Below are 20,549 nucleotides of genomic sequence, written 5' to 3' on the forward strand. Positions count from 1 at the left end.
TTTCCCTGATTCCCGACCCCGTACGCCGGTGGTGGGCTGACGGTCATGACGACACCGCTTGTGTTCATCCACGGTCTCTGGCTGCATGCGACCTCGTGGAACCCGTGGATCGAGATGTTCGCCGCCGAGGGCTACGCGCCGATCGCGCCCGGCTGGCCCGGCGACCCCGACACCGTGGCCGAGGCCCGCGAGACCCCCGAGAGCATCGCCGACCACGGCATCGACGACGTGGTCGAGCACTTCGCGCAGATCATCCGCGGTCTGGACGCGCCCCCGATCCTGATCGGTCACTCCTTCGGCGGCATGATCGCGCAGAAGCTGCTCGGGCAGGACCTGGCCCGGGCCGCCGTCGCGATCGACGCCGCCCAGATCAAGGGCGTGCTGCCGCTGCCGCTGTCGGCGCTGCGGGCCACCCTGCCAGTGTTCAAGAACCCGGCCAACAAGCACCGCGCGGTGTCGCTGACCGCCGAGCAGTTCCGGTTCGCGTTCGGCAACGCGATCCCCGCGGCGGAATCGGACGCGCTGTTCGAGCAGTGGACGATCCCGGCCCCCGGCAAGCCGCTGTTCGAGGCGGCCGCGGCCAACTTCGACCCGCACTCGCCGGCCAAGGTCGACACAGCCAACCAGAACCGCGGGCCGCTGCTGCTGATGACCGGGGGCAAGGACCACACCGTGCCCGAGGCGGTCACCCGGGCCACGCTCAAGCAGTACCGGCACTCCGAGGCGGTCACCGACATCACCGAGTTCCCCGACCGGGGTCACTCGCTGACGATCGACAGCGGCTGGCGCGAGGTCGCCGGCACCGCACTGGCCTGGCTGCGGAAGCAGGGTCTCTGATGGACCTCGGGCTCGCGGGCAAGAACGTGCTCGTCACCGGGGCCAGCCGGGGCATCGGTCTGGCCGTCACGCAAGCGCTGGCCGCCGAGGGCGCGTCGGTGACGGCCGTGTCCAAGGGCGGCTCGGCCGAGCTCAAGGCCCTCGAGGACACGGGCCGTGTGGTCTCGGTCCTGGCCGACCTCACGGATCCGGAAGCCGTCGTGGCCGCGGCAGCTCAGGCGGATGTGCTGGTCAACAACGTCGGAGCCGTCCGGCCCCGCACCGGTGGCTTCCTGTCGGTGACCGACGACGACTGGGCGGCCACCCTGCAGATCAACCTCCTGACCGCCGTACGGATGGCCCGCGCGGTGCTGCCCGGAATGGTGGAACGCGGGTCGGGCAGCATCGTCACGGTCAGTTCGGTCAACGCCGTCCTGCCGGACCCGCTGGTGCTCGACTACAGCGCGGCCAAAGCCGCGCTGTCCAGCCTGTGCAAGTCGCTGTCCAAGGAATACGGACCGGCCGGCATCCGGGTCAACACGGTCAGCCCCGGCCCGGTCGCGACCGCGCTGTGGCTGGGCGACGGCGGGGTCGCCCGAACCGTGGCCGGGGCCACCGGCGCCGACCCGGAAGCGGTCGCCGCGGCCGCCGCCGGCGGCTCGGTCACCGGTCGCTTCACCCGGCCCGAGGAGGTCGCCGCCCTCGTCGTGTTCCTGGCCGGCGACCAGGCCGCCAACATCACCGGCGCCGACGTCCGCATCGACGGGGGCCTCGTCACCACCCTCTTCTAGACAGCGGGCCGGTCAGCTCACGCCACCGTGACCGTGTCGCTCAGATAGCGGTCGGTGCAGGAGAACTCGCCGTTCTCGTCGTTGCCGCACCAGGCGAACTGGCTGGTGACGCTGACGGCACCGGCCCGCAGCGGCAGCGCGCCCGGCTGGCCTTCGAAGACGAGCCGCGTGGTCTCCCACTGCCCCGTGCACTCGTACTCGAAGCCGGCGTTGCCGAGCGGGACGCGGCCGTCGACCACCTGGGCCACCGTGATGCCGGCCCCCTTGGCCAGGCTGGAGTCGCACTTCCAGACGGCGGTCAGGGTGATCGTGTTGTGCGCGGTGTCGACCGAGTCGCCGTAGAAGAAGAGCGTCGGCACCCCGGCGGCGCTGATCGTGTTGCGCGGCGCCCCGTCGCGCAGCGTGACCGCGCCTTCCAGGGACGTCTGCAGGTTGCCCCCGGGCAGCAGGAAGTCCGCGCTCAGCTTGTGGGTGGCCGGGCCGGGCACCACGGCATACGTGAAGGCGTACCAGGTGCGGACGGCGACGTCCTGCGCGCGTCCCGTGCAGTCGAGGAACTGGTTGCCGTGGGCGCCGGTCGTCCGCTCCCCGACCTCCTGCAGGACCTCCTCGTAAAGGCTGAACCGTCCGGCCGCGACACCACAGTTGACGGTGTAACGGAAGTCGACCGCGGCCCCGCCGGCCACGATCGTGGACGAGACCAGCCGCACGGTGGGCGCCGGCGCCGCCGCACTCGCCGGTGCCGCGAGCGCCAGGCCCGACAGCATGAGCACGACCGCCAACAGTATGCGTCGCATGTGGAATTCTCCCCGATCGGCGAGGAGCCGCGCCCCGTGTCGCAGTTCCCACTCCCCACCCGCTCCGAGGATCTTGCCCTACCCGGCCGCTCCCGTGGGGGCGGGTGAACTTTGGGCGAACGGCCGAGTACGCGACGCGCGGGCGGGGCACGTTCGGAGGACACGACATGGGAGGTGTGTCATGACCGAACCCGCCGGCCAAGGTGGTCTGACCGACCCGGAGATCGCGCTCCGGCACCAGACCGAGGCGCTGACCCAGCGCTTCCCCGACGTCGACCCCGACGAGCTCGCCGACCGCGTGCACCAGACCTACGACCAGCTGGAGGAGGCGGCCACCGTCGACACGCACCTGGTCGCCATGACCGAGAAACAGGTCACCGAGGACCTGCGCGAGCAAGGTGAGACGGTGCACGTCCGCAGCGATGACAACGGCTGAGCACCGCCGGCCCGCGGCGATCGGGCGGATCGCGGTGGCCGGCGTCGAGCCGGTGGTCGAGCACGGCGACCGGCCTGCCAAGTCGGTCGTCGGCGAGGAGTTCGAGGTCACCGCGACGGTGTTCCGTGAAGGGCACGAGGCGGTCGGCGCCACTGTCGTGCTCACCGACCCTCGCGGGCAGGAGCATGCCGTACGGATGCGCCGGGTCAACGCCGGTCTCGACACGTGGTCGGCCACGGTGAGCGCCGACCGGCCCGGGCTGTGGTCGTATCGGGTGGAAGGCTGGTCGGACCCGTACGGGACCTGGCACCACGACGCGGTGATCAAAGTAGGCGCGGGCGTCGACGTCGAACTGATGCTCGAGGAGGGCGCCCGCGTGCTCGAACGGGCGGCGGCCGAGTCGGGGACGAAGGAGCTCACCGACGCGATCGCGGCCCTGCGCGACCGCCGGCTCGTTCCGGAGGCCCGCCTCGCGGCCGGGACGTCGGCCGACCTCGAAACCCACCCGTTACGCGAGCACGTCACCGCGTCCCGCGAGCATCCGTGGCTGGTCGAGCGGGAACGGGCGCTCTACGGCGCGTGGTACGAGATGTTCCCGCGCTCCGAGGGCGCCCACGTCGACGCAGGGAGCGGCCGCTGGGTGAGCGGCACGTTACGGACCGCCGCCGAGCGCCTGGAGGCCGTGGCCGGCATGGGTTTCGACGTGGTCTACCTGACCCCGATCCACCCCATCGGCCGGGTCAACCGCAAAGGTCGCAACAACGCGCTGCTCGCCGAGCCGTCCGACCCCGGTTCCCCGTACGCCATCGGCTCCTCCGACGGCGGCCACGACACCGTTCATCCCGACCTCGGCACCTTCGACGACTTCGACGCCTTTATCGCCCGCGCACGCGAGCTGGGCCTGGAGGTGGCGCTCGACCTTGCGCTCAACTGCGCACCCGATCATCCGTGGGTCGCGGAGCATCCGGAGTGGTTCACGACGCGGGCCGACGGTTCGATCGCGTACGCCGAGAACCCGCCCAAGAAGTATCAGGACATCTATCCGCTCAATTTCGACAACGACCCCGAGGGCCTGTACGCCGAGATCCTGCGCGTCGTCCGGCTCTGGCTGGCGCACGGTGTCACGATCTTCCGCGTCGACAACCCGCACACCAAGCCGTTGTGGGTATGGGAGCGGCTGATCGCCGACGTGGCCGCGGACCGGCCGGAGACTGTCTGGCTGGCCGAGGCGTTCACCCGGCCGCCGATGATGCATGCCCTGGCCCGGGTCGGCTTCCAGCAGTCGTACACCTACTACGCCTGGCGCCACGGCCGCGACGAGCTCCAGCAGTATCTGAGCGAACTGTCCGGCCCGGCCGCCGCGTACATGCGGCCCAACTTCTGGCCCACCACGCACGACATCCTGACGCCGTTCATGCAGCGTGGCGGGCCCGCGACGTGGAAAATGCGGGCGGCGCTGGCCGCGACCCTGTCCCCCAGCTACGGCATCTACGCCGGCTACGAGCTGATGGAACGAGTCGCCCGGCCCGGAGCCGAGGAGCAGATCGACAACGAGAAGTACGAGTACAAGGACCGGCGCTGGGCCGAGCATGCGGACGGCTCGACCCTGGCGCCGTACCTGAGCCGGCTGAACGAGATCCGCCGCGCCCACCCGGCCCTGCACCGCCTGCGCAACCTGCGGTTCCATGTCGCCGACAACGATCACATCCTGGTGTTCTCCAAGGCCCGCCGGCTCTCCGGACGCGACGACGTCATCGTGGTCGTGGCCAACCTGGAACCGGAGCTCAGCCGCGACAGCTGGGTCCACCTGACCATGCCCGACCTGGGGCTCAGCTGGGACGACAGCTTCATCGCCCACGATCTGATCACCGGCGAGCACTGGACCTGGTCACAACACGCCTTCGTGCGTCTCGGCCCGGACGTCGAACCGGTCCACATCATCCAGGTTCGCGCCTAGGAACGTCCCGTACCTCTTTGTGCCGGCGGGCCGGCCGGCGAGTCCAGGTGGGTGCGCCAAATCGCGCGCGGCACAGCGGGTGGGAACCGTTGCGGAAACAGGACGGCCTGCTGGCCGAGGCCGTCGAGCAGGGCCCGCACCCTGCGGGTGCCGTTCGCTCCGCGGCGGGGCCGAGGAAAAGTCGTACTGTTCGGGTATGACACAGAGACTCGTCAGCGTGTGGCAACCGTTCTTCCTCGGCGCCGGCAGCCGGCAGGCCGCGGTGGACGCCGCCGTCGAACTGGAGGAGCTCGGTTACTCACGGATCTGGTTCTCCGCGGGCTTCGACGAGCGGATCCCGGCCCGCTTCCGCGAGCTGCTGGACGGCACCCGGAGCATCGGCGTCGCCACCGGGATCGCCTCCATCTGGCACACCGAGCCGGCCGAGGTCGCGGCGCTGACCGAGGACGCGGAGAAGGCCCACCCCGGCCGGTTCCTGCTGGGGCTCGGCACCAGCCACGCCGTGCTGGTCGACGGGGACGGCGCCCGCTACCGCAAGCCGTACTCGAAGATGGTCGAATACCTCGACGCCCTCGACGCGGCCGGCCTGGCCCCGGAGCGCCGCGTCCTGGCCGCGCTCGGCCCGCGCATGCTCGAGCTGTCCCGCAACCGCTCGGCCGGCGCCCACCCGTATTTCACCACGGCCGAGCACACGGCCGAGGCCCGCGCGGCGATCGGGCCCGACCGGCTGCTCGCCCCCGAGGTGGCCGTGGTCGTCGAGCCCGACCCCGGCCGCGCGCGGGCGATCGCCCGGCAGTACACCGCCGGATATCTCACACTGCCGAACTACACCAACAACCTGCGGCGGCTCGGCTGGACCGACGCCGACCTGGCCGGCGCGGGCAGTGACCGCCTGATCGACGCCGTCATCCCGTGGGGCACGGCCGAGCAGGTCGCGGCCGGCCTGGAGGAGCACTACCGGGCCGGCGCCGACGAGGTGGCCGTTCAGGTGCTCAACGGCGGCGACAACACCGCCTTCCCCGCCGACGCCTTCCGGGCCCTGGCGGGCTACTTGCAGCCCAGACCTTCCTTGTAGCCGCGCGGCTCCTGGCCCGCGACGGCCTGGTCCGCGTACTCCCAGAGCACCTCGGACCAGTCGCCCGGCGCCTGCATCTCCTTGAGGACCTTCCAGTTGCGGGTGCCGCGCAGGGCCTGGGTGGCCCGGGCCAGGGCGGCGCTGTCACCGGCCTGCTTCGCCCGGGCGTGCTCGGCGAGCCAGCCGCAGGCGACCGGGCCGGTGACCTGGGCCCCGAACTGGTAGGGGTCGTTGACGCCGAGCCCGGTCAGCACCGACTTGTCGAAGCCGGGCGGCAGCGGGATGTCGGCCAGCACCTTGGCGAGCGCCTCGTTCTCCCGCTCGGGGGTGACGATGCTCGCCGGCAGCGCGGCCAGCCAGGTCTGCACGTCGGCCTGCTTCACCCGGGTCAGCATCCGGTCGAACGTGGACCTGGTCCACGCCCCGCCGGTGCGCATCTCGACGAACGTGCCGTCGGCCGGCTCGAGCATCGCCGCGAAGTCGTTCGCGCTGTAGGTGAAGATGTCGGCGTCGCGCCCGGCGACCGTCGTGGCCTCCGGCCGGCTGACGTGCTCGCGGTCGACGTGGTAGCTGTCGTACTGGTCGGCCGGATACCAGGTCATCTGCAGGTCGCGGTCGCCCTGGACGAAGGCGACCTCGCCGGACTCCTCGGCGAACCCGTGGACGTGCTCCGCGGTCCAGCCGGGCTCGTCGATCAGCAGACGCGGGTTCTTCTCGGCCGCGGCCAGGGCCACCGGCGAGAACGTGACGCCGGTGCCGGCGGTGGCGGGCAGGGAGGCGGCCGGGGCCGCCTCGGGCGCGGGCGGGGCGGCCGGGTCGCCGCGCAGCACGATCGTGACGGCCAGCAGGCCGGTGACGGCCGCGGCGGCGGCCAGGGCCGGCGCGAGCCGGCGGACCAGGGAAAGACGTGGCTTGTCGCCCATGATCTCCTCCAGGAGAGCGTGCTTCTCCGCGCCCACGTCGAACCGGCGATACGGGTCGGCCGCGCGGATCACCTCGTCGATCTCGTCCTCGGTCATCGGCCCTCCTCCGGGGTGATTGCGGTCAGGACGTCGAGCACATGTCCACCGTGGCCCGGATCGTCACCGAGGAATTCGCGGACCCGGGCGCGGGCCCGGGACAGCCGGGTGCGGACCGCGGCCGCGCTGATCCCGAGCACGACCGCCGCCTCACGCGGCTTCAGCTCCTCCCACACGGTCAGCGTCAGCACCTCCCGGTCGAGGTCGTTGAGCCGGGCCAGCGCCGCGTGCACGGCCAGCCGCTCGGCCACCTCGGCGCCCGGGTCCTTGGTGGTCAGCGACAACCGCCGCCGCAGCCGGGCCCCCAGCCGTTCCCGGCGCAGCCCGGCCCGGTGATGGTTGGCCAGGACCAGGCGCGCCACCCCGTACAGCCAGAGCCGGGTCTCGTCGTCGACGGGCAGCTCGGCCCGCCGGCGCCAGGCCACCAGGAAGGTCTCGGCCACCACGTCGGCGGCGTCGGCGGGCTGCTCCACCCGTCGCGACGCGAACGCCAGCAGCGAGTCGAAGTCCCGCTCGTACGCGCGGCGGAAGCGCTCCTCGTAGCTCACCCTCACCCCATGTCCGGCACCCACCCGATCGTTACCGACGGCCGTCCAGGAAGGTGCGGATGGCTGCGGCGACCTCGGCGGGGTGGCTGTCGAGCATGGTGAAGTGGTCGCCGGGGACCTCGACGCGCTGGTGGGGGCCGGAGCGGGTGGCCCGCCACCGTTCCTCGGGCATGCCGGGGCGGGGGGTACCGGCGGCGATCAGCAGGCTGGGTGTGGTCAGCGGGCCGGGGCGCCAGCCGTGCATCAGGCGCAGGTAGGCGCCGACCGCCAGCAGCGCGGTCTGGTCGAGGTGGCCGCGCAGGCGGCCCAGGCCCTCGGTGACCAGGGCGGCGACCCAGCGCGAGGCGTCAAGACCCAGATCCACCTCGTACGTGTCCAGGAGCACCAGCCCGGTCGCCGGGGTGCCCGCGGCTTCCAGCCGGGCCGCCACCGCGTGGGCCAGCAGCCCGCCGCTGGACCGGCCGACCAGCACGAGCGGACGGTCGCCGGCGGCCGCTCGGGCCGCCGCGGTGAGGTGGTCGAACAGGTCGTCGCGGGTCGCGGGCAGGTGCGCGCGGGTCGCGAAGCCGGGCAGGGTCAGCACCGAGGCGCCGCCCAGGGCGCGGGTCAGGCCGTGGAACTCGGCCGCCCCGGCCGGGCCGAACGACGGGACGCCGACGATCGCCGGGCCGCTGGTGTCGCCGGGCCGGGCCGGCGGGACGGGTGGCGCCGTCCGGTCGGGCACCGGCAGGCCGGAGGCGCTGATCAGCAGGTTGACGGCGAGCCGGGGGTCGGTGCCGGCGATCGCGTGGAACATGTCGGGCAGTGAGTACTGTGGTTCCGCCGTGGGCGCCGGCGGGGCCGGCAGCGGTGCTTTACCGAGTTCCCCCGCGATCCAGGCGGCCAGGGCGGCCGGGGTCGGGTGGTCGAAGACGACGGTGGCGGGCATGGCCACCCCGGTCGCGGCGACCAGGCGCGTCCGCAACTGGATCGAGCTCACCGAGTCGAGGCCCTGGTCGGTGAACGCGCCCCGCACGTCGACGGTCGTCGCGTCGGCCTGGCCCAGCTCGGCCGCCACCTCGTCGCGGACCAGGGTTTCGAGGGCGGCGGTCAGTTCGTCGCCGGTGAGCGCGCCCAGGTCGGGCCGGGCCACGACGGGCGCCGGGGCGGGGGCCCGGGACGGCAGGTGCAGCGGCGCCAGCACGGGTTCGCCGGAACGCAGCGCGGCGTCGAAGGCCGCGGTCACCTCGGACGGCGTCATCGGGCGGATCCGCGTACGGGAGACAGGCATGGCCCCGTCGAGCGCGAGCGGACCCCAGGCCAGCGACAACGCGGTCTTCCCGGCGGCGTGGCGGCGGCGGGCCAGGTCGTCGAGGAAGGCGTTGCCGGCGGCGTAGGCGGCCTGACCCGCGTTGCCCAGCAGGCCGGAGGCCGACGAGCAGAGGACGAACGCGGCCAGGTCACCGGTCAGCTCGTCGAGGTGCCAGGCCGCGTCCACCTTGGGCCGCAGCACGGCGTCGGCGCGGTCCCGGGTCAGCGTGGCGAGCGGACCGTCGTCGATCACGCCCGCGGTATGCACGACGGCGGTGACCGGCGGGTCGGCCGCGGCCAGCACCCGGGCCAGCGCATCCCGGTCGGCCACGTCAGCGGCCCGTACGGTGACGGTCGCGCCCTCGATCGACAGCGGCGCGCCGCTCCGGCTGACCAGGAGCAGATGCCGTACGCCGTGGCCGGCGACCAGGTGCCGGGCCAGCACCCCGGCCAGCGCGCCGGACCCACCGGTGATCAGCACCGACCCGTCGCCGAAGCCGGTGGCCGGGCCGTCGCCGGCGGTGGCCCGCACCAGCCGCGGTGTCCAGTCGCCGGCGATCTGGCCCGGATATTCGGCCGCCGCGACCCGGGCCAGCCCGGCGACGACGGGCGAGTTCGTCCGGAACACGACCCGCGCCGCGCCGGCCAGGGCCTCCCGCAGCCGGGTGGCCGCGGCCCAGAACTGGTCGTGGACCTCGGCCGGGGTGCGCGCGGGCGGGAAGTCAGCGTCGAGTGCCGGCTCGTCAACGCCTGCCGGAGGCCAGACCGGGCGGTAGAGCGGCGCGGGCAGCGGCCGCAGGGTCAACCGGTCCACTTCGAGCAGCGGGCGTCCCGAGGGCTCGGCCACCTGCACGCTCAGCGTGTCCGGCCCGGTCACCGTGAGCCGCACCCGCGCGGCCGTGGCGCCGGGGCCGAAGCGCCGCACACCCGACCAGACGAACGGCACCCGAGGCGTGACATCGGTGTCCCGCCCGGCGGCCAGGCGGGCCGGGTGCAGGGCCGCGTCGATCAGCGCCGGGTGCAGCCCCGACCGGCCCCCGGCCGCGGCGGGCAGGCGGACCTCGGCGTACACCGTGGTGCCGTCGCGCCAGGCCGCGGTCACGCCCCGGAAGGCCGGCCCGTAGTCACCGGTGTCGTACAGCCCGGTCGGATCCACCGCGTCCGCGACGGGTGGCCACGCCCCGGCCCAGCCCCAGGCCGGCACCGAACCGGGCGATGCCGAACCGGGCGATGCCGAACCGGGCGGCACCGAACCGGCGCGCGGGGAGCAGTGCCCCGAGGCGTGCTGATCGGCGCCCGCGTAGATCTCCAGCTCACCGCCCGGCCGCAGCACCAGGCGCAGCGTGACCTCGTCGTCGGTGACGGGCAGCGGCCGGGTGATGGTCAGGTCGTCGAGCACCGGCAGGCCCACGCGCTCACCGAAGGTCATGGCCAGCTCGACGAAGTACGTGCCAGGCACGATCGTCTCGCCGCCCACCCGGTGGTCGCGCAGCCACGGGTGGGTCCCGGGCGACAGGCGGGCGGTGGCCACGTGGTCGCCGCGGCCGGGCACCTCGACCACACTGTCCAGGCCGCCCGGCCCGCGGCGGGCGGTGGACGAGAGCCAGAACCGCCTGCGGTGGAACGGATAGGTGGGCAGGGCCGCGGCCGTGCGGGCATCCGCCGGTCCGAGCAGCGCCGCCCGGTCGACGTCCACGCCGTGCGCCCAGAGCGCGGCCGCGCCCGCTTGCGACGCGACGTGCACGCCCTGCGGGATCAGCGGGGCCAGCGACGCCGCCGGGCTCATCTCGACGACCAGTCCGGGCAGGGCGGTCACGGCGTCGCCGAAGCGCACGGGCTGCCGGATCTGCCGCGTCCAGTATCGGGCCGAGCGCAGGTCGTCCCCGGTGGCCGTGCGGCCGGTCACGGTGGAGAGGATCGGCACCACCGGTTCCCCGTACGCGATGGTGGCCGCGACGCGCTCGAACTCGGCGAGCACGGGCTCCATCCGTACGGAATGGAAGGCGTGGCTGACCCGCAACGCCGTGGTCCGGTGGCCGCCCGCCCGCAGAGTGGTGGCGAGCGCCTCGACCGCCGCCGTGTCACCGGAGACGACGACGGAGCGGGGCCCGTTGATCGCGGCCAGGTCCACCCCGTCGGTGAGCAGCGGGCGGATCTCGGCCTCGCCCGCGTCGACGGCGACCATGGCCCCGCCCGCGGGCAGCGCGCCCATCAGCCGGGCCCGGGCCGACACGAGGGTGGCCGCGTCGGCCAGCGTCAGGATGCCCGCCACATGCGCCACGGCCAGTTCGCCGATCGAGTGCCCGATCAGCATGTCGGGCCGCACCCCCCAGGACACCATCTGCCGGTACGCGGCCACGCCGTACGCGAACAAGAACGGCTGGACGTACTGCGTACGGGAGAAGTCCGGCGCGGGGTTGCCGAGCGCGTCCATCGCCTCGGCGAACGCGGCCCGGAAGACGTCGTGGGGCAGTTCGCCCGGCCGCTGCGCGCCCTGCCCGGGAAACGCGAACGCGACCTTGCCCGCGGGCCGCCCGTTACCGGTGACCAGCTCCGGATGCGCGTGGCCGGCGGCAAGGGCGGCCAGCGCGTCGCGGCTCCCCGCCGCCCGGAAGCGTTGCGCCGCCCTGGCCCCGAGCGTGGCGGGGGCAACCGGCCCGTGCTCCAGCAGGCGCTCGGCTTGCCGCCGCAGCGTGGTCTCGTCGGCCGCGGACAGCAGGAGCGGCCCGTCGGCGGCCCCTGCCCCGGGCGCCGGAGAAGCCGGCGCCTCCTCCAGGATGACGTGCGCGTTCGTCCCCGAGATGCCGAACGCCGACACCCCCGCCCGCCGCGGCGCCGAGGAGGCGGGCCAGGCGCGGGCGTGGGTCAGCAGCGCCGCGTCCCCGGCCGTCCAGTCGACGTGCGGGTTGGGCCGGTCGACGTGCAGCGTGCGGGGCAGCCGGTCGTGCCGCATCGCCTCGACCATCTTGATGACACCGGCGACACCGGCTGCGGCCTGGGTGTGGCCAAGGTTCGACTTGACCGTGCCCAGCCACAGCGGGCGGCCCGCGGGCCGGTCCCGGCCGTAGGTGGCCAGCAGCGCCTGCGCCTCGATGGGGTCGCCCAGCAGGGTGCCGGTGCCGTGCGCCTCGACCGCGTCCACCTGGGACGGCTGCAGGCCCGCGTCGGCCAGCGCGGCCCGGATGACCCGCTGCTGGGCCGGTCCGTGCGGGGCGGCCAGCCCGTTGGAGGCGCCGTCGGAGCCGACCGCGGAGCCGCGCAGCAGGCCGAGCACGGGGTGGCCGTGCCGCTGGGCGTCGGAGAGCCGTTCGAGCAGCAGCAGCCCGGCCCCCTCGGACCAGACCGTGCCGTCGGCGTCGGCCGAGAACGCCTTGACCCGGCCGTCGGGGGCGAGCCCGCGCAGCCGGCTGAACGCGACGAACGGGCCCGGCGTGGACATCACCGTGACGCCGCCCGCGACCGCGAGGGAGCATTCGCCGGCGCGCAGGGAACGGGCGGCCTGGTGCAGCGCGACCAGTGAGGAGGAGCAAGCGGTGTCGATCGTGACGGCCGGGCCGGTGAGCCCGAACGTGTAGGCGATCCGCCCCGAGGCCACGCTGCCGGCCGAGCCCAGCCCGAGGTGGCCCTCCAGTTCGGCGCCGGGCTCCTCGGCGCGCCCGGCGTAGTCGCGGTACATCAGGCCCACGTAGGTGCCGGTGTCGCTGCCGCGTACGGTGGCCGGGTCGATCCCGGCGCGCTCCCACAGCTCCCAGGCGGTTTCGAGCAGCAGCCGCTGCTGCGGGTCCATGGCCAGCGCCTCGACCGGGCCGATGCCGAACGGCGCGGGATCGAAATCGGTCACGTCGTCGAGGAAGCCGCCGGCTTTCGCGTACGTGTGGCCGGCCGCGTCCGGGTCGGGGTCGTAGAGGTCCGGATCCCAGCCGCGGTCGCGCGGGAACGGCGTGACGGCGTCGATCTCCTTGTCGACCAGCGCCCACAGGTCCTCCGGCGACGTCACGCCACCCGGGTAGCGGCAGGCCATGGCCACGATCGCGATCGGGTCGGCCGGCTCGGCATCGGGCTCCGCCCCCAGCTCGTGCCGGATGACCTTGCCGGAGGCCGTCCGGGGAATCTCGTCGATCAGCCGGATCTCGTCGGGCGCCTTGGCCGCGGACATCCTTTTCCGTACGTCCTGCAGCAGCGCGGCCGGGTCGGTGCGCCGGTCGGCGGGCACCACGTAGGCCACGGCGACCTGGCCCAGCCGGTGGTGCGGCCGCCCCGCCACGGCCACGTCGGCCACCCCGGGCAGGGTCCGCAGCACGTTCTCGATCTCGGCCGGGTGCACGTTGGCGCCGCCCCGGATGATCAGGTCGCCGGCCCGGCCGGTCAGCACGAGCTGATCGCCGGAGAACCGCCCGAGGTCGCCGGTGCGGTACCAGCCGTCCAGGGCGGGCTGCCCGTGATAGCCGCGCATGACCGCGCCCCCGACGAGCACCTCCCCCTCGGCGCTGATCCGCACCGGGGCCAGCGCGTGCCCGACCGAGCCGTCGGCCACGATCGGCTGCCCCGGCTTCTCCATCGCGATCGCGCCGCACGTCTCGGTGCTGCCGTAGCTGTTGACCAGCGGCGCCCCCAGGGCCCGGCGCACCGCGACGCGCATCGCGGGCGGGCAGGGCGCGCCCCCGGTGACGCACATCTTCAGCGACGGGAGGTCGAGGGTCCGCTCCGCCAGAGCCGCCAGCAGGCCGTGATACGTCGTCGGGACGCCGGTCAGCACGGTCGGCCGTACCCGCTGCAGGGCCTCGATCAGCTCGCCCTCGGTGGGGTGGTCGAGGATCGTCGCCCGCGCCCCGAGCACCACCACCCCGAGCACGCAGCGCGCGTGACCGAGCGCGTGGAACATCGGCAGCGGCCACAGCAGGTGATCGTCCTCGGTCAGGCCCAGGTGGTCGACGAACATCCGCCGGGTGTTGGCCAGCCACGTGCCCTGGCTCGACACCACGCCCTTGGGCCGGCCGGTGCTGCCCGAGGTGTAGTGGATCCACGTGTCCTCGTCGAGGCCGAGGTCGTCGCGCGCCGCACCGCCCCGCCCGGCCTCGACCAGCTCGGCGACCGAGACATTGGTGGGTCCCACCACCACGGAGGGGTCGCAGTCGGCGGTGAGGGCGGCCAGCTCGGCGGTCGACGCCCGCGGGTTGACCGGCACCCCGACGCCCGCCGCCCGCACCGTCCCCAGCACGGCCACGGCCATGTCGGCCCCCGCGGGCAGGCTGATCAGCACGGGCTCGCCGCGCCGGTGCCCGCGGGCGGCCAGGCCCGCCGCGAACCACCGGGTCCGCTCCTCCAGCCGGCCGAACGTCACCTCGTCGTACGCAGCGTGGTCCGCCCGCTCAGCAGCGTGACGACGCAACAGTTCCGGAATCGTCTCGAGCACCCGGCAACCATGCCCGATCTTGTCAACACCGTCGAACCTGGACTGTGCCGGCCGTGGGAGTCCCGGGAAAGTGCCAGTAAGCCCCGAAACCGCGTACGCCGGGCGACCGCGGGTGAACGGTGAGGGCATGAAGACATTTGCCTCCGTCATCACTGTCGCCGCGGCGGGCGTGGCTGTGCTCTCGCCCGCCGCGGCCGCCACCGCGAGCACCCCGCGCTGTGCCCCGGTCCGGCCCACCACCGACTTCTACGCGGGCGGCCGGGTCGCCTCGGCGCCGATCGCATCCCGGTGCACCACCGTCTCGGTCTCGGGTGTGCGCGACGCCGCCCGGCCGTCCGACACGTGCCAGACGTTCCTGCTGGCCCTGCTGTCGGCCGACGGGCGCGATCCCACCTACACCGAGCCCGTACGGGTGTGTTCGCGCGGCGTGGTCGCCACCGGGGTGCCCGCCGGCTCACGGTTCCGGGTGCTCTACGAGGTCGACTACATCGATCCGAGCCCGCAGTCCGTTCGTTACATGGTCTGGCGCTGAAACGGGAACCAGGAGGACGTGCCCATGACACACCGATCGTTCCGCCGCGCCCTGCCCCTGGTGCTGGTGGCCGCGACCGCCGCCGCTTGCAGCTCGGGCGGTGACGGCCCGGCGCCGGCGCCGTCGCCGTCGACCCCGCCGCCCGCGGTGGCCGCGGCCGGGAGCGCGCCCTCGGCGGCGGCCGCGCGCACGATTCCCGCGTCGGCGTTCTTCCAGATGCCCGGCGACATGCGCCGCGAGCAGCAACAGGCCGACGGCGCCACCGCGGTGCCGAAGCTCTGCGACCGGGAGCTGGCGCCCGGCGACGGCGTGGTCGCCAGCGCAGCCATGATGAACGTCTACCAGGCCCCCGAGGCTCCGGAGGGCTCGGTCCCGCACGGCATCCTCTACCAGACCATCCGGTCGTACTCCGGTGACAGCGCGGCCGCCTTCATGGACCGGGCGCGCGACCGCCTGGCCGGCTGCACGTCGTACAGGACCGCCGAGAACACCGTCAAGGTGCGGGCCAAGCCGCTCCCCGGCGCCGCCGACGAGGCGCTCACCGTCGACCTGACGCAGCCGCAGCTCGACCTGCCGGGCGACCCCACCGGCGGGACCCAGACCAACCGCATCGTGCTGCTGCGGTTCGGCTCGGTCGTCACGATCCTCTACGACGGCGAGTACGAGCGCAGCAGCAGCGACAACGACTTCGTCGCCATCTTCACCGACGAGGCCACCAAGGCCATCCGCTCCTGGCGCGGCTGACCCCGACGACGGCGACCGGGGTGCGGCTTCCCTAATGAAAGCCCGCCCCCGGTCGATCCTGCAGGTGTGGATTCGGAGCCGGAACGCGGCCAGGAAGACGGTTTCACGCTCATTGAGCTGATCGTCACCCTGGGGATCATCACGGTCGTGATGACCTCCTTGACCGTGTTCGTGGTCGGGGCGCGCAAGGTGGCCCGGTACGGAGCCCAGCGCAACACCGCGGCCCGGCTCGTGGTCGACGGGATGGAGAAGGCCCGCGGCATGCGCGGCTCCGCGCTGCTGGGCGGCCGGCAGCAGTGCTTGACCTCGTGCGCCGACGTCGTGTCGGCCCAGGCCGGCGATCTGCTCGGGACCAGCATCACGCGGTGGGACGCGGCCGGGCCCGGCACTCTGGCGATCCCCCAGGCCGGCCCCCAGCCGGACGGCTCGGTCGTGTCCACGCCGGCCGACCCCGAGGTCGTCCAGCTCGACGGCGTGCCGTTCCGGCGCTACTACTACCTGGGCGCCTGCTGGCAGCCGCCCGTCGGCAACGGCGTCGCCGGCCTCACCTGCGGGGCCGCCACCACCGCGGCACCCCTGGTCCGCCTGGTCGTGGCCGTCACGTGGAGGGACCCCCAATGCACCGCCGGCACCTGCTCGACCGCGGAGGCGGCGCTGTTCAGCACCGCGATCGTCGACCCTTTCCTGGTCGGATGAGCGACCGCCGCCCGGACGGGGGTTACAGCCTGATCGAGCTGATGGTCGTGCTCGGCATCGTCTCCGTGGTTGGCACCCTGTTCACGACCGCCGTCATCCAGGTCTATCGCACGGCGAACGCCGTCGAGGCCGACGCGTCGATCCAGTCCCAGCTCAGCGTGTCCCTGCTGCAATTGGACAAGACCATCCGGTACGCCTATTCGATCTCCGCCCCGCACACCGAGGGCACCACCCCGTACGTGGAATATCTCGTCATGGCCCCCGAACCGGGCAGCACGACCCTGGTCAAACGGTGCCTGCAGCTGCGCCTGACCGGCACGGACCCGCAGAGCCTGCAACTGCAGTCACGCTCGTGGACGGTGGCCACTCCGGTCAGCCCGGGCGCGTGGATCCCGCTGGCCTCGAACCTGACCACCGTGGCGGGTACGGCGCCCTTCGTCCGCACCCAGCCCACGACCGCGCTCAACCACCAGCTGCTGGGCATCCGGCTGGCCGCCCGGCAGGGCCCCACGAGCCGCACCAGCACCGTCACCTTCACCGCGCTCAACACGTACGCCAGCACGGCCCTGGACTCCAACGGCCAGCCGCTCGCGCCCGCGTCCGAGCCCTGCTACAACACGGCGACGCGGTCATGATCCGCCGGATCCGGGACTCCCGCGGGTCGCTGCCGCTGGTCATGCTGCTGAGCATCGTCGGGGTGGGCGCGGTCGCCCTGCTCGGCGCGGTCATCGCCGGTCAGCTCAGAACCACGCGCTACGACACCAGCCGCGCGGCCGCGATCAGCGCCGCCCAGAGCGGGGTCGAGACCACCCTGGCCCAGCTGCGGTCGGTGCCGATCAACGCCACCGGTGACGCCGCGCTGGCCACCGTGCCCTGCGCGGCCACGCCCGCCGGCCCGAGCCTCACGCTGACCGGCGCCGTCAGCCCCGGCGTGCCCGCCGCGTTCGCGGTCAACATCTACTACCTGACGCTGACCCCGCCGGCCGGGGCGGACCCGGAGACCTGGGCCAAGTCGAACCGGCTGGGCTGCGCGGCCGGGGGCGGGCCCGCGCTCGTGCCCATGTACGCGCTGATCGTCTCGACCGGGTCGTCGGCCGACGCGCGCCGCACGCTGGTGGCCACCTACCTGTTCCAGAGCCGGACCAAGCCCAACGTGCCGGGCGGCACGATCAAGGTCTACAACAGCGACCAGTGCCTGACCGCGCCGCGCGAGCTGACCGGGGCCACGCCCCTGACCGCCGGGTCGCCGCTGGTGCTGGCGACCTGCGACGCCTCCGACCCCAAGCAGAACTTCACCTACAACCCCACGCTGCAGGTGCAGATCAAGGGCAGCGAGGGCTCGGCCAACTTCCCCAACGGCGCTTGCGTGTCGGCCGCCAGCGTCAACCTGACCCCGGTGACCTTCGTCGACTGCGACGCCACGAAACGCACCCAGATCTGGAGCCTCAACAACCGCGACAACTTCGAGGGCACCACCGACGGCGTCAACCCCAACGGCAAGTGCTTCAACGTCGACTGGACGACCGTGCCGCCGCGGGTGCTGATCAACAACGTCGTCGCGGGCAACCCCAACCGGGTGGCCGGCACCCAGGGCGACGGCACCGACGGCACCCCGTGCAGCGGCACGTCGGGTGACTACACCAAGTACAAGACGTTCTTCCCGGACGCCAGCGCGGGCACCGGGGCCGCCGGCGACGCCACCAAACAGCTGGTCAACTACGACCAGTTCGGCCGCTGCCTCGACGTCACGGCCAACACCGTCACCTACGCGTTCATGGTCGTCTTCCCCTGCAAGCAGACCCCGAACAAGGTCATCCAGTGGAACCAGGTGTGGTTCCTGCCGGCGGTCGCGGTGGGCAGCACCTCGGCCCAGGGGCGCGTCTACGTCAAGGCCAGCGACGGCGTCACCACGTACTGCCTCTACAGCCCCGGCTCCACGGCGTGGGGCCAGTACGTCAAGCTCGTGCTCTGCAACCTCAGCAGCGCGGTGCCGGCCAACCAGCTCTGGACCCGCACCGTGTTCACCGGGATCAGCCAGACCTCGTACCGGATCGAGTCGACGTTCGGCACGTCGGCGGCGGCACCGTACTGCATGATGCCGTCGCCGACCGACTACTGGGACCAGTTCACCGCCATGCACATCAGCAAGCTCGTCGTCGGCGCCTGCACCGGCTCCAACCTGCAGAAATGGAACGCCTCGCCCAGCCTGCTGAGCTCGGTCGTCTCCGACTACCAGGAGAAGTAGGCGCGGTTCAGCCGGGCGCGGTCCGGACCGTCACACCGGTGGTCTTCGTCAGGCGTCCGGCCTCGGCGGTCAGGTCCTCGTGCGACACCGGCCCCGCCTCGGGGAACAGGGTGACCGTGATGCCGTCGTCCCCGGACTCCCACGTGCCGGCGACCCGGCCGCCGCTGACGACCACGGGTGAGATCCAGCCGGCGGCCTTGCTGATCAGCGGCCGGCGGTGCGCCGCGATGATCTCCTCGTTCCGGGTGCCGGGCCCGAGCACGAACTGGTCGAAGGCGGGCAGCAGGCGGACGCCGGGAAAGTGCTCGGCGGCGGCGATGCCGGCCACGTCGGCCGTACGGGCAAACGCCTGCCGGCCGTCGACGATGACCTCGCTCAGCTCGCCGGCGTCGGTGAGCGCGGCGAACCAGCGGCGCAGCGACGCCTTCCTGGACGCGCCGCGGATCAGCCACTGGTCGAAGGTGTCCATCGTGGCCGGCCCGTAAGCGCCCAGGTAGGCGGGGATCACCCGGGCCGCCGCGGTCTCGGGGTCGGGCAGCCCGGTCCAGCCGTCGAGCCACGTCGCGGGACTGGTGAAGGTGACCCTGGTGCCGTCGCTGGGGCCGTTGCACAGCAGCCCCTGCCAGGCCAGCGGTTTGAGCACGGCGCCCCAGCCGGAGCCGAGCAGCTCGGCCGGCGAGTCGTCCCGGGTGCGCTCCAGGATCCGCGCGGCCAGCTGTTCCCGGGTCAGCACCGCGTCGTGCAGCACCTCGCGCACGGCCTCGGCGATCGCGTCCATCTGCGCGACCGTGGCGAACGTCTTCTGCCAGGCCCCCTTCTCCCACGTACGGGCGGCGGCGAGCAGACTCAGGCAGGCGGCCGCGTCGTCCGGAGTGAGCAGATGCAGCGTGCCCCGCATGGCCCACACCTTGATCAGCTTCCGCTGCTCCAGCGCCCGCGCGGCCTCCCCCTCCGCCGCCGCGGGCCGGCGCGCGGCCACGGCCTGCTCGGCCGAGGCGGCAACCTGCGCCTGTACGCCGCACAGCCGCCCGACGATCCGCTCGGCCGAGGCGCCCTCGGGCCGATCGAGGAACTGCCGCCGCATCCGCCACGCCAGCACACGGTCGAGAGGCAGCTTCGTCGCAGAAGTCACGCTGCGATTCTGCCGCAGGCGCCGGTCGCGGGCAGGGATCCCGAACCGGACACCGCGGCCTTCGCCGCCGACCTCCTACGCGGTCAGGGCGACGCCGGTCGTCAAGGCCAGCAGGACCGGGCGGGGCCGGGGCCCGCACACGGCGATCAGGTCGCCCGCGACGGCGATCGAACGCGCGGACATGGAGTGCAGCGTGGTCTCCCAGCGGACGGTGCCACCGCGGTCGACCGCCACCGCCCAGGTGTCGCCGCAGGAGGCGACGAGGCGGCCGTCCTCCGCGCAGGCCAGCGCGCGGGGCCGCTCGCGAGCGACGCGTAAGGCCTGCACCGACCGGAACTCGGCGTCGAAACACGTGGCCTGACCGTCGACGCCGGCCACCACCAGCAGCGTGCTCGACCAGGTGCAGGCGCTCACGGGCTTGCCGGTCAGCCGGACCCACTCCCCCGGCCGCCGCTTGGGGTGCCACGCCCGCGCCCAGCCGCTGTCGGTGACGACGACGACCTCGTCGCCGCGGTAGTGGGCGGCCAGCACCGGACGCCCGCCGCTCAGGTCGGCCAGCCCCACGCAGGCGCCGCTGCCGACGTCCCACACCGACGTGCGGCCGTCCCCGGTCATCACGTAGATCCAGGCGCCGCCGGCCACCCAGCCCACGTGCTGCGGCCGGTCGGGCAGCGCGGCCCAGCTCGCGAACCCCTCCGGCGGCCGGTCGTCGCGCAGCCGCCAGACCGCGCCCGTGCCGTCGACCGACGCCGTGGCCAGCAAGTCGGCGACGGCCGGGTTCCACGCCGCGGCCACGATGCCCCGGCCCAGCCGCAGCCGGCCCGCCCGCCGGGGCCGAGCCGGGTCCGCGGTGTCCCACACGGTCAGTTCGCCGTTGGGCGCGCTGACCGTGAGCCGGCGCGCGTCGCGGCGGAACGTCATCGCGCGGTACGGAGAAGTCCTCACTGAATTGCCCCTGGTCCGCTTTTGCTCGACACGTTCCCGGGCCAGGACGGGGTGCTTCACGGTGGCGGCCGTGAAGCACCCCGTCGCTTCTGCGGCCATGGCGAATCGGGCCG

At 73.5% G+C, this 20,549-nt stretch carries 15 protein-coding genes and 1 pseudogene; 10 read left to right on the forward strand and 6 right to left on the reverse strand.

Annotated features, from left to right (window positions below):
* The first annotated feature begins 45 nt into the window (after positions 1-45).
* Together BKA14_RS15195 and BKA14_RS15200 are read left to right on the forward strand one after the other, a co-directional pair.
* A complete protein-coding gene (locus tag BKA14_RS15195; RefSeq protein WP_184951581.1) occupies positions 46-837 on the forward strand; it encodes an alpha/beta hydrolase in 792 nt (263 codons plus the stop codon).
* Positions 837-1,607 (forward strand): SDR family NAD(P)-dependent oxidoreductase, encoded by a 771-nt coding sequence (locus BKA14_RS15200; RefSeq protein ID WP_184951582.1) that lies wholly within the window; start codon positions 837-839, stop codon positions 1,605-1,607. Before BKA14_RS15195 ends, BKA14_RS15200 begins: the two co-directional genes overlap by 1 nt.
* A 17-nt stretch (positions 1,608-1,624) precedes the next feature.
* Here BKA14_RS15200 and BKA14_RS15205 read toward each other — a convergent pair whose 3' ends face one another.
* Positions 1,625-2,404: a hypothetical protein gene (locus tag BKA14_RS15205; protein ID WP_184951583.1), complete on the reverse strand. Its 780-nt coding sequence runs from the start codon at positions 2,402-2,404 to the stop codon at positions 1,625-1,627.
* 181 nt (positions 2,405-2,585) lie between these two features.
* Here BKA14_RS15205 and BKA14_RS15210 point away from each other — a divergent pair, with 181 nt between their 5' ends.
* From BKA14_RS15210 to BKA14_RS15220, 3 genes are all read left to right on the forward strand, one after another.
* Positions 2,586-2,840, forward strand: a complete 255-nt coding sequence (locus tag BKA14_RS15210) for a three-helix bundle dimerization domain-containing protein (RefSeq protein WP_184951584.1) — start codon at positions 2,586-2,588, stop codon at positions 2,838-2,840.
* On the forward strand, positions 2,827-4,797 hold the full coding sequence (locus BKA14_RS15215) for an alpha-1,4-glucan--maltose-1-phosphate maltosyltransferase (RefSeq protein WP_184951585.1): 1,971 nt from the start codon (positions 2,827-2,829) through the stop codon (positions 4,795-4,797). The genes BKA14_RS15210 and BKA14_RS15215 overlap by 14 nt, the downstream gene beginning before the upstream one ends.
* Positions 4,798-4,993: 196 nt before the next feature.
* The gene (locus BKA14_RS15220; protein WP_184951586.1) at positions 4,994-5,872 is read left to right on the forward strand and encodes a TIGR03620 family F420-dependent LLM class oxidoreductase; all 879 of its coding nucleotides are present in this window, start codon (positions 4,994-4,996) and stop codon (positions 5,870-5,872) included.
* Here the strand turns inward: BKA14_RS15220 and BKA14_RS15225 are convergent.
* The 3 genes and pseudogenes from BKA14_RS15225 to BKA14_RS15235 form a co-directional block, all read right to left on the reverse strand.
* Entirely contained in the window at positions 5,845-6,891 is a 1,047-nt protein-coding gene (locus BKA14_RS15225; protein ID WP_184951587.1) for a hypothetical protein, read from the reverse strand. The genes BKA14_RS15220 and BKA14_RS15225 overlap by 28 nt on opposite strands.
* On the reverse strand, positions 6,888-7,439 hold the full coding sequence (locus tag BKA14_RS15230) for an RNA polymerase sigma factor (protein ID WP_239093245.1): 552 nt from the start codon (positions 7,437-7,439) through the stop codon (positions 6,888-6,890). Before BKA14_RS15230 ends, BKA14_RS15225 begins: the two co-directional genes overlap by 4 nt.
* A gap of 31 nt (positions 7,440-7,470) precedes the next feature.
* Positions 7,471-14,103: pseudogene (locus BKA14_RS15235) on the reverse strand (beta-ketoacyl synthase N-terminal-like domain-containing protein); the annotation flags it as partial.
* A 166-nt stretch (positions 14,104-14,269) separates the two neighbouring features.
* Between BKA14_RS15235 and BKA14_RS15240 the strand changes: the two are divergent.
* The 5 genes from BKA14_RS15240 to BKA14_RS15260 all read left to right on the forward strand — a co-directional run bounded on the left by BKA14_RS15240 (position 14,270) and on the right by BKA14_RS15260 (position 18,359).
* Positions 14,270-14,674, forward strand: a complete 405-nt coding sequence (locus BKA14_RS15240; protein WP_184951590.1) for a hypothetical protein — start codon at positions 14,270-14,272, stop codon at positions 14,672-14,674.
* A gap of 24 nt (positions 14,675-14,698) precedes the next feature.
* Positions 14,699-15,418: a hypothetical protein gene (locus tag BKA14_RS15245; protein WP_184951591.1), complete on the forward strand. Its 720-nt coding sequence runs from the start codon at positions 14,699-14,701 to the stop codon at positions 15,416-15,418.
* Positions 15,419-15,484: 66 nt separating this feature from the next.
* Positions 15,485-16,114, forward strand: a complete 630-nt coding sequence (locus BKA14_RS15250) for a type II secretion system protein (protein ID WP_184951592.1) — start codon at positions 15,485-15,487, stop codon at positions 16,112-16,114.
* Positions 16,111-16,749: a prepilin-type N-terminal cleavage/methylation domain-containing protein gene (locus tag BKA14_RS15255; protein ID WP_184951593.1), complete on the forward strand. Its 639-nt coding sequence runs from the start codon at positions 16,111-16,113 to the stop codon at positions 16,747-16,749. Before BKA14_RS15250 ends, BKA14_RS15255 begins: the two co-directional genes overlap by 4 nt.
* Positions 16,746-18,359 (forward strand): RICIN domain-containing protein, encoded by a 1,614-nt coding sequence (locus BKA14_RS15260; RefSeq protein WP_184951594.1) that lies wholly within the window; start codon positions 16,746-16,748, stop codon positions 18,357-18,359. Before BKA14_RS15255 ends, BKA14_RS15260 begins: the two co-directional genes overlap by 4 nt.
* Positions 18,360-18,366: 7 nt before the next feature.
* Here BKA14_RS15260 and BKA14_RS15265 read toward each other — a convergent pair whose 3' ends face one another.
* Both BKA14_RS15265 and BKA14_RS15270 read right to left on the reverse strand, forming a co-directional pair.
* On the reverse strand, positions 18,367-19,491 hold the full coding sequence (locus tag BKA14_RS15265) for a DNA glycosylase AlkZ-like family protein (protein WP_239093244.1): 1,125 nt from the start codon (positions 19,489-19,491) through the stop codon (positions 18,367-18,369).
* A gap of 75 nt (positions 19,492-19,566) precedes the next feature.
* Positions 19,567-20,436, reverse strand: coding sequence for a WD40 repeat domain-containing protein (locus BKA14_RS15270; RefSeq protein ID WP_184951595.1), 870 nt, complete (start codon positions 20,434-20,436; stop codon positions 19,567-19,569).
* Positions 20,437-20,549 lie beyond the last annotated feature (113 nt).

Origin of the sequence: Paractinoplanes abujensis, assembly GCF_014204895.1 — a bacterium.
Taxonomy (GTDB): Bacteria; Actinomycetota; Actinomycetes; order Mycobacteriales; family Micromonosporaceae; genus Actinoplanes; species Actinoplanes abujensis.

Excerpts from the sequence above, each read along its gene's own strand:
- BKA14_RS15260 (WP_184951594.1), top strand. The coding sequence starts at position 16,746 with ATGATCCGCCGGATCCGGGACTCCCGCGGGTCGCTGCCGCTGGTCATG.
- BKA14_RS15245 (WP_184951591.1), top strand. The coding sequence starts at position 14,699 with ATGACACACCGATCGTTCCGCCGCGCCCTGCCCCTGGTGCTGGTGGCC.
- BKA14_RS15220 (WP_184951586.1), top strand. The coding sequence starts at position 4,994 with ATGACACAGAGACTCGTCAGCGTGTGGCAACCGTTCTTCCTCGGCGCC.
- BKA14_RS15210 (WP_184951584.1), top strand. The coding sequence starts at position 2,586 with ATGACCGAACCCGCCGGCCAAGGTGGTCTGACCGACCCGGAGATCGCG.
- BKA14_RS15200 (WP_184951582.1), top strand. The coding sequence starts at position 837 with ATGGACCTCGGGCTCGCGGGCAAGAACGTGCTCGTCACCGGGGCCAGC.
- BKA14_RS15215 (WP_184951585.1), top strand. The coding sequence starts at position 2,827 with ATGACAACGGCTGAGCACCGCCGGCCCGCGGCGATCGGGCGGATCGCG.
- BKA14_RS15240 (WP_184951590.1), top strand. The coding sequence starts at position 14,270 with ATGAAGACATTTGCCTCCGTCATCACTGTCGCCGCGGCGGGCGTGGCT.
- BKA14_RS15205 (WP_184951583.1), bottom strand. The coding sequence starts at position 2,404 with ATGCGACGCATACTGTTGGCGGTCGTGCTCATGCTGTCGGGCCTGGCG.
- BKA14_RS15195 (WP_184951581.1), top strand. The coding sequence starts at position 46 with ATGACGACACCGCTTGTGTTCATCCACGGTCTCTGGCTGCATGCGACC.
- BKA14_RS15225 (WP_184951587.1), bottom strand. The coding sequence starts at position 6,891 with ATGACCGAGGACGAGATCGACGAGGTGATCCGCGCGGCCGACCCGTAT.
- BKA14_RS15255 (WP_184951593.1), top strand. The coding sequence starts at position 16,111 with ATGAGCGACCGCCGCCCGGACGGGGGTTACAGCCTGATCGAGCTGATG.